Origin of the sequence: Coleofasciculus sp., assembly GCF_046539235.1 — a bacterium.
Taxonomy (GTDB): Bacteria; Cyanobacteriota; Cyanobacteriia; order Cyanobacteriales; family Coleofasciculaceae; genus Coleofasciculus.
Map to the genome: position 1 here is coordinate 1 of NZ_JBKHHI010000274.1, position 9025 is coordinate 9025.

The following is a 9025-nucleotide window of genomic DNA, read 5'->3' on the forward strand; positions in this document are numbered from 1 at the left end:
TGTTCCCAGCCCGTGAGTTTCCCAATCTCAACCGTCAACTTTAGTTTTGTCCGACTACTTATTACCGAATAGACGCTCTCGCGTTAGCTAAAGATTTTATAACAACCAGCCATTAAGCGAAAATTAATTCAATCTTAACTCTAAAAAGCCTTAGTAAAAACTATGGCTATTTCCTTGAAGCTTATATTAAACCAATTATAGAAATAAAATCCATTTGTTATAATCAATTTGATCCCCAAAATAAACTTTACTGTAGTCAAAAATAAAACTATCACCAAGTCAATCAAGTGCATCAATCTACTAACTTGAGTAAACCCTAAAAAACTGAATTAGAATTGTGCTTGTTCAACAATTAGATAAGCTGACACTCGATTCAACCTTGACTCACCTCCCTAGCCATGACTTTCAAGTGGAATTAACCACATTAGGTCAGGTTGTCGCCCAAGAATTCCAGCAGCATGCAGAACTACCCGGTGTGATCATTACGGATGCGAATCAAATTATCGGCGTAATTTCCAGAACCCAATTTTTTGAGTGGCTCAGTCGTCCTTATGGGTTAGAGACGTTCTTCAAACGCCCGATTCGCTCGTTGTGGAAAATGATTGCCAAAACAGAAGGGATTTTTAATACCGAAAAATTAGCCGAAAAGTACCTGCTGCTGAGTAACACTTGTTCCATAGAAAAAGCCGTAAACTTAGCGCTAAATCGTCCTGCATCGTTAGCTTATGAGCCGATTATGATTGAAAGAGAAGATGGACAGCGACGGTTGCTGAATATGCATGTTTTGCTTTTAGCTCAATCCCGCTTATTCGCCCTAGCGAAAGAAGCGGCTGATGCAGGGAACAGGGCGAAAAGTGAATTTTTAGCTAACATGAGTCACGAACTGCTCACCCCTCTGAGTACTATCCTTGGCTTCAGCCAACTGATGAGCCGCGAATCATCCCTTTCTCCTCAACACCAGCACTATTTAGGTGTGATTAAGCATTCAGGGGAACATCTATCGGAATTACTTGATCAGATTCTCTTGGGGAAAAACACAACATCGGCTTATGATAGTCAGATTGCCATTGCCAAAGCCGATAAAATTCAGACCCCTCAAAACAATCGCCAGGTGATTAGACTAGCACCCAATCAACCCCACTATCGGGTTTTGCTGGTGGAACATCGTCCACAGATGCGAGTTTTTTTGGTTAAGATGCTGACATCTATCGGCTTTTGTGTTCGCGAAGCTGAAAATGGTCAGGAAGCGGTGGACATTCGCTCCAGCTATTTGCCTCACCTAATTTTAATGAATATGCGAATGCCGATAATGGATGGCTATCAAGCCACTCGCCGAATTCGCTCTGTCGAGAAGTTCCGCCGCAGTTTTTCTCAAGAACAAGCCACTGTGATTATTGGTTTGCTTGTTAGTGATTCTTCTGAAGATATTTCTCAGGTTTTATCAGTTGGCTGCAATGATTTTATCGGTCAGCCTTTCCGTGAAGAAGTGCTTTGGGAAAAAATCGCTCAACATTTAGGATTGCGCTATCTTTACAAGGAGTAAATTCCTGCCTATCTACGATTAATCTGCTTGATTTGAGCAAAACCTAGCCTCTGGAACCAGATCAGTTGGGTTTCCTTGCGTTTTCCCAACCTACAAGCATTACAATGTACGACTTTAGCTAAATTCATAAAACTTTATTATCACCCTATTTTCAGAGAATGAAAGAAACAAATACATCCAACTCCTTAGTATTTTTCCCAGCCACATGGAATTTAGCGGAAACTACGCGAACACTGGAAGTGGCAAAAGCATGTCGCCACAGGTTTGATGTATACTTTGCTAGCTACGGAGGACAGTTTGAACCACTCATTGAAGATGCAGGATTTGCGCTGACGAAGTTGTCGCCTCGCCTGACCCCCCAGAAAATCGAACATCTCTATCAGATTGATCAAGGAGAGAAACTGGGATCATTTTTTTCTTTAACAGAAACCCGCGAACGAGTGAAAAATGAAATAGCTTTCCTGCAAAACCTGCGTCCTCTCGCCGCGATTACAGGCTTCAATACCACGGTAACAATATCCCGTCGTGTGGCAAAAATACCCTTGGTGTGGCTGACACAATCCACCTGGGATATGGAAGCGATAATTGATCAGGGACTGGGTTCCTATATGGATGATCTTGAGCGTCCCCTGATTAGACACCTACCAGAAACTGTGTTGCAATGGCTAACCAAGCGGGCTGTTGCTTATTTCAGCAGGGCGATTCTCAAACCGTTGAATACAGTGGCACAGGACTATCAAGTTAAGCCCCTCAAAGACATCTACGAACTTTGGCAAGGCGATTACAATTTATTGGCTGAACCAGACGACTTTTCCGGATTGGAAAAACTACCCCAATCCTACTATTATATTGGTCCGCTAATTGCAAACTTGGATAAAGAAATCCCCCAAGCCGTACTTGAATGGGTGAATCAAGATAAACCTCTAGTCTATTTTTCCATGGGCAGTTCTGGACGACCTTCTGTAATCAAAGCAATAGTAGAAGGGTTTAGGGAGCAACCCTTTAATGTGATTTCCCCGATGCAGCGAAAAACAGAAGGTTTAAATATAAACGTTCCGGTTAATGTGCTTCTGACCGATTGGCTACCTGCTTTGCCGGTGAATCGGCTGGCTGACATCGCTGTGATTCATGGCGGTATTGGCACCGTGATGACCGCAGCGTTGGCGGGTAAACCCGTTGTGGGGGTGGGAATGATGTACGAACAAGAATACAATCTCGACTGTCTGGTGCGAAAAGGTTTTGCCAAGAGAATCCGTCGAACGACTATTAATCCAGATAAGATTAACCAAGCAATAACGGTGCTATTAAATAATCCGGATGGGAAAGACAAGGCAAAAGCCTATAGCAGACATTTAGAGAAATGGTTGAACTTACGAGACGACAAGATCAGACAGTTTTTTGTATCTTTGGATCAAGGCACGTTAGCTGATCCGGCGATCAGTACCCCACGCTGAATTAAAATTACAGCGTGGGATGAATCCGGTTTTAAAACACCCTAAAAGAAGTCTCGGTTAAATGATCGACATTCACCTGATTGAGAATAGCCAACACCGTATCATCTGCCGACTTAATTAAGGTATTCCCATCTTGTTCACTAAAGGACAACTGACCGAAGGTGAGACCATTTGCCAAACCGATCACGTCAGTTCCCACTTCAAAATCAACAATGGTGTCCGTCCCTTCTCCTACAGCCAAAACAAAGGTATCACTCCCTTGACCACCGGAGAAATCATCGCCGGTTAAGGTGTCATTACCCAAACCGCCGTAAATAATATCATCGCCATCATCGCCCCAGATTTGATCATCACCGGCTTCACCCAATAGGGTATCGTTACCACTCTTACCACCGATGCGATCGCTCCCTGCACCCCCGTAGATGATATCATCACCCCCAGCTTTACCCACTTGGGCGCTGCGGCTATTGTGATCCCCCCGCAGTACATCATCACCATCGCCACCTCGGATCACATCATCACCGAGTTCACCAGCAGCGAGGTCATTCCCGGCAAAGGCGAGAATTAAATCCTGATTTGTGGTACCAACCAGGGTATTTGCCGCATCCGTTCCCGCGATCACGCCTTCACCGAGGACGGTATCGCTACGAACGTCTAGATTTTGAATGCGAGTGTCGAGTGCAGGAGGTACATCTTGATTATCAAAGGGCGTTTGGCTATAATTGTCTGCCAAATACTCCGCTAACGCATCTTGTTCAGAACCATCCGGCACAAACGTAGCTACCCCTGTGCGAGGTGCATCGTCGGCTTGTGCCAAGTTGACTTGATTGGCAGAGTCTCCCATCGGGAAAGGATAACCATCGCCACCACCGGCGAGAAAGGCTAATGTAACCATGCGGAAGCTGCGATCGGGATTGCCGATCAGTTCACCATTGGCAACAACCACATCCGTGACATTACCATCACCATCCTGAATCGCCAGGGATTGAACCCGATCGCCGACGGGCAAATCAGCATCAAAACTAAACGCCATCCCCCCAACTTGGGGAAACCGCCCTGGCGTTGCACCGGGTTCTGTCTGGGAAACACCATGTTCAATAATCTCCAGGAGTTCTTGGGCGGTGACGGTGACTAAGGTTAACCCGTTGTTGAAGCGGAGGGAGTTGGAAATATCCAGTTGAGAAATATCTCCTTCTTCCTTACCAGCGAGGGGGTTGGGTTGGGGCGGGAGTTTGAGTATATCTTCGGGTTCTGTTGAACCAGGGGAATAGGTGACGAAACCGATGTTATCCCGAATCCCGCCACCATTTTTCAGGGAAATGACTACACTGGGGTCAGACTCTTGCGCGATCGCCAGGTTCGCATCGGCGGTGAGATTTCCCAAGTTGGTTTCTTGGGTGCGGACATCGCTGCGCGTCCCATTGAGAAAGACCTCGGTATTGCCAAAAATATTACCCTCTTGGCTGGCGATGACATCCCGCAACGTCTGGGTAATATCCACAATATCCGGGTCAGGAGTGCCACCCACAGCGGCGACGCCTTCCTCATCGGTGGCGTAAGCACCACTGATAGTAGGGTCGATGCTATCCGGAATAATTACACCGTTCTCGTCAAAGTCAACCACCAAGCGACCCACGTATTTATAGTTCCCATCGGTGTTAACCACAGCAATGGGATTACCATCAGCCGCTGTCTTGAGAATAGGATAAGCACCTTCCACTTCATCTCCAGCGCGGAGGCGATCCGTTTCATCGGCTAGCAGAGTATTGGAACCCCCAGCGACAATAATGTCTACATCTGCCAAAGCGCTAGCCAGTTGTTCTTCAATCCCGATCTGCTGCATGTGCGCCAGCAGGATGACTTTATTGATATCTGAGTTATTAGTCAGCAGGGTATCGACCGAGTCTTGAATTTCTGTGGCTAACGCCTGAATATCGGCGGGATTGGCGGAATCAAATTCAATCGGCGCAACGCCGACATCACCGGGAGAGGAAATCTGGGGTAAGGTTGGTGTAGTGGCACCAACAACACCAATGCGTTCCCCATTCACAGTAATAATGGTATTGCCTGCAATACTATTCGGAATGGTGTCGGCTTCTTGTCCATCCGCCATCACAAGGGGCGCTAATTTTTCATCACTGCTAAAATCCAGGTTGGCGCTGAGATAGGGAAACTGAGTTCCCGGATAATCACCATCCGCCGCAATCAAATCCGCGATCGCACCCGTACCCAGGTCAAATTCATGGTTACCAAAGGCGATCGCTTGAAAGCCTAACTCATTTTGGATTAAGATATCGCCTCGTCCAGCACCACCAAACGCGGTTCTACTGGCGGAGAAAAAGGGACCCGGAATATAGGCATCTCCAGACGATAAAACCAGGGTATTGGGAAAGTCAACCCCAGGGATACCATCAATATCTTGAGTTTTCAGGGCATTGAGGACAGCCGAAAAACGCGGCGCGTCGTCTATCGCTGGGATTCCCCCTTCTTGGTCGGCAGCATGTAATAACTGAAGTGTAAAGTTAGCCATGTTTAATTAACAAAAAACTCAGGTTGTTCAGGTGTAATCCTCAGCTAGGGCATAAACGGGAAGAGAAAGCGAATCGAGGAATTTATGCACAGCGCTATCACGGCGCAATTGACCTCTTCTCGTTTTTTCGTCCTTTTTTGTAACCTAAATTACAGATACAAAGCCGCTTACTTGGTAGTATTTCTATTCTTTTTGAGTACAAATATATTTTGCCAAAGTTTTGTAAAGAAATGGTTAATTGCTTTTTAATAATTTACATCTTTATCAAGTCTTTATGTTAAGTGTTTAATCTTTACAGAATCTTTACATAAGTCAGGGTGGGGGGAGTGCTAGCTTTCCCACCAAGGTGCAGGAGTACCCTGGATAGGTGCGATCGCAACCCTTGAGGTATATTCGTCAATATACAGAACAGTCAGATTCGGATTCACTACCCGGTAATTGAGGCGACGTAGGGGCGCATAGACGTGCGATCTTTTCCCGATGTGCGCGATGAATTCCCCTCATAAGTATAGTAAATTTCTCCATTCTTTATAAAAAGTTTAGCATTATATTTTTGTTTAAATTTTTTCTTTAGATTCTGTATTTCCGTTGAGTTATGACATGGGTATCAGGTCATACAGAAAAGGGGAGAAATTTCTCCCCTTCCCCTGCTCCTCGGCTTTCCTGCAAGCTTCACCGAAAACGTTTTAGTCTACTGGCTGTTGCATCTGGGTTGGAGGAGATGCTTCTGGAGCCACAGATTCGATCACATCGACTTCACCTACCCGATTGAGGGGCCAAAAGCGGACGATCGCTCGTCCAATAATATTTTCACGCGGGACAAAACCCCAATAGTGAGAATCGTAACTATTATTGCGATTATCTCCCAACACCAAATAGTTGTCCTCAGGCACAGTCACCGGTCCGTAGCTGTATTCGGGTTCCTCTTCGATATATTGTTCCCGCAAGGATTGACCATTGACATAGACTCGTCCTCCCTTCACCTCCACGGTTTCGCCAGGAAGAGCAATCACCCGCTTGATAAAGGCGTCTTGGAAATTTTGCTGCTTGAGCGCCTCTGTGGGAGAAAAGACCACAATATCTCCGCGCTGGGGTTGACGGAAGTTATAGCTGATCTTATCAATAATCAAGCGATCGTTAATCTGTAGAGTGGGTTCCATAGAACCCGAAGGGATATACCGCGCTTCTGCCACAAAGCTGCGAATCCCGATCGCGAGAAAAACACTCAAGCCAATGGTCTTTAATCCCTCTACCCAGGGATTTTCTGGCTTTTGTACCGATTGTTTTTCCGAGTCTCGATTTTGGGCACGAGTCATAGCCGTTGAATCACCTTAAGCAATCACGAGTTGGACGATGGAGGAAAAGACGATGGAGGAAAATCAGCGGAGGAAAATCAGCCGATTAGTAGGCTCATCTCTTCCAATGTAACCGAAGCGGTTGTAACCAAAGCGGTTCCTCTAGTAACTGGACAAAATTCGCTTTAAAGTAGGAATACTGAAGCTATTGGGAATTTTAGCATTTTCTTATGTCCTCTGACTCTTGCTTATTAATCCGCCATGCTCGTATTCTCATGCCCACAGGGGACATTTTGCTGGGAGATGTCCTCACTCGTGGTCGAGAAATTGTCCAAGTTGCCCCAGACATCTCAGCTTCGGCAGATAGGGAAATCGACGCGACAGGTTTAACATTGTTGCCGGGAGTCATCGATCCACAAGTTCATTTTCGCGAACCGGGCTTAGAACATAAGGAAGACTTATTTACCGCCAGTTGTGCTTGTGCCAAGGGAGGTGTTACCTCATTTCTGGAAATGCCCAACACTCGCCCCCTAACCACAACTCAAGCCGCCTTAGACGATAAGCTGAAACGGGCATCCGAGAAGTGCTTAGTTAACTACGGCTTTTTTATTGGCGCGACGCCAGCAAATTTGCCGGATCTGCGTGAGGCACAGCCGACCTGTGGGATTAAGATATTTATGGGTTCGATGAAGGGGGGGCTATTAGTGGATAGCGAGGAAGCCCTAGAACCCATTTTTGCCGAGGGAACCCGGCTGATTGCTGTTCATGCCGAAGATCAAGAGCGAATCCGGGAACGGCGGGAAAAATTTGCTGGAATTAATGATCCGGCGATTCACTCCCAGATTCAGGATAATCAAGCCGCCCTAAATGCGACTCAACTGGCGCTAAAACTCTCGAAAAAGTATCAGCGACGGCTGCATATTCTGCATCTGTCTACCGGGGAGGAAGCCGAGTTACTCCGTCGAGATAAACCCACTTGGGTAACGGCTGAAGTCACACCCCAACACCTGTTGCTAAATACCAGCGCCTATGAGAAAATCGGCACATTGGCGCAAATGAATCCCCCCTTGCGATCGCCCCAGGATAATGCCACCCTTTGGCAAGCGCTATTAGATGGCGTCATTGACTTTATTGCCACGGATCACGCCCCTCATACCCTAGACGAAAAAGCCCAAACCTATCCGGATAGTCCATCGGGAATGCCAGGAGTGGAGACATCCTTAGCCTTAATGCTCACCCAAGCCATACAAGGACGCTGTACCCTTGCCCAAGTTTCCAACTGGATGTCTACGGCTGTAGCTAAAGCCTATCGCATTCCCAACAAAGGCGCGATCGCTCCCGGTTATGATGCCGATTTGGTCTTAGTAGACTTAGAAAATTACCGTCCGGTGCGGCGAGAGGAACTATTAACTAAATGTGGCTGGAGTCCCTTTGAAGGCTGGAACTTAACCGGATGGTCGGTGATCACTATTGTTGGGGGTAAAGTGGCTTATGAATGGGGCAAACTGCACACAGATGTACGCGGTCAAGCCTTGAGGTTTGATGGGTAAAACTGTGACTATTCCCTTGGCTCAAGGATTAATAAACCTTCTGCCTTGGAGCCTTCTACCCTCTGCCTTTTGCTATCCCTCAAACCCACCCGGTCTGAATGATTAATTAAGGCAAAGGACAAATGACGAATGACAAAGGACAAACACTATGACATTAGAGGCGCAAAAGCGATCACCACTTAAAGCTATTTTGATCGTCTTGATTGCTTTAATTTTCATTGTTGCCTGTTCTATAGGCGTAACCTTAACTGTTTCAGGAGGAGAGATGTTTGCTGGAAAACGACCCACGAATCTTGGTGTTGAGTCAGGGAAATTAACTGCCTGTCCCGAAACCCCAAACTGTGTCAATAGTCAAGCTGAAGATGCTCAACATAAAATTGAGCCATTAACCTACAAATCAACACCAGCTAAGGCAATAGCTGACCTGAAAACCGTGATTGAAAACATGGAAAAAACCAAAATTATCACGGAAACTGAGAATTATCTCTACGCCGAATTCTCCACGAAGCTGATCGGGTTCGTCGATGACGTGGAATTTTTCCTAGATGAAGGGGCGAATGTTATCCATGTTCGTTCAGCATCGCGTTTAGGACAATCCGATTTAGGCGTAAACCGCAAACGGGTGGAAACCATTCGCGCCAAATTCAACGAAC

6 protein-coding genes are annotated in these 9025 nt (G+C 46.3%); 4 read left to right on the forward strand and 2 right to left on the reverse strand.

What is annotated here, in order from left to right; all coding sequences use genetic code 11:
* Positions 1-337 precede the first annotated feature (337 nt).
* Both ACLFWI_RS20855 and ACLFWI_RS20860 read left to right on the forward strand, forming a co-directional pair.
* Complete coding sequence (locus tag ACLFWI_RS20855; RefSeq protein WP_446414506.1) at positions 338-1543, forward strand: histidine kinase dimerization/phospho-acceptor domain-containing protein; 1206 nt, start codon at positions 338-340, stop codon at positions 1541-1543.
* 158 nt (positions 1544-1701) lie between these two features.
* Positions 1702-2997: a glycosyltransferase gene (locus ACLFWI_RS20860; RefSeq protein WP_446414507.1), complete on the forward strand. Its 1296-nt coding sequence runs from the start codon at positions 1702-1704 to the stop codon at positions 2995-2997.
* A gap of 31 nt (positions 2998-3028) precedes the next feature.
* On the opposite strand, the gene ACLFWI_RS20865 is transcribed toward ACLFWI_RS20860, so the two are convergent.
* Both ACLFWI_RS20865 and lepB read right to left on the reverse strand, forming a co-directional pair.
* Positions 3029-5476: a 5'-nucleotidase C-terminal domain-containing protein gene (locus ACLFWI_RS20865; RefSeq protein WP_446414510.1), complete on the reverse strand. Its 2448-nt coding sequence runs from the start codon at positions 5474-5476 to the stop codon at positions 3029-3031.
* A 737-nt stretch (positions 5477-6213) separates the two neighbouring features.
* A complete protein-coding gene (gene lepB, locus ACLFWI_RS20870; protein ID WP_446406897.1) occupies positions 6214-6843 on the reverse strand; it encodes a signal peptidase I in 630 nt (209 codons plus the stop codon).
* A 209-nt stretch (positions 6844-7052) separates the two neighbouring features.
* On the opposite strand from lepB, the gene ACLFWI_RS20875 reads away from it, so the two are divergent.
* The gene (locus ACLFWI_RS20875; protein WP_446414508.1) at positions 7053-8372 is read left to right on the forward strand and encodes a dihydroorotase; all 1320 of its coding nucleotides are present in this window, start codon (positions 7053-7055) and stop codon (positions 8370-8372) included.
* Positions 8373-8520: 148 nt separating this feature from the next.
* Positions 8521-9025 (forward strand): DUF1499 domain-containing protein (locus tag ACLFWI_RS20880; protein ID WP_446414509.1); only part of this gene is annotated, 505 nt, incomplete at its 3' end.

What these genes read in the sequence shown, in the direction of transcription:
- lepB (WP_446406897.1), bottom strand. Translation starts at nt 6,843, where the DNA reads ATGACTCGTGCCCAAAATCGAGACTCGGAAAAACAATCGGTACAAAAG.
- ACLFWI_RS20875 (WP_446414508.1), top strand. Translation starts at nt 7,053, where the DNA reads ATGTCCTCTGACTCTTGCTTATTAATCCGCCATGCTCGTATTCTCATG.
- ACLFWI_RS20860 (WP_446414507.1), top strand. Translation starts at nt 1,702, where the DNA reads ATGAAAGAAACAAATACATCCAACTCCTTAGTATTTTTCCCAGCCACA.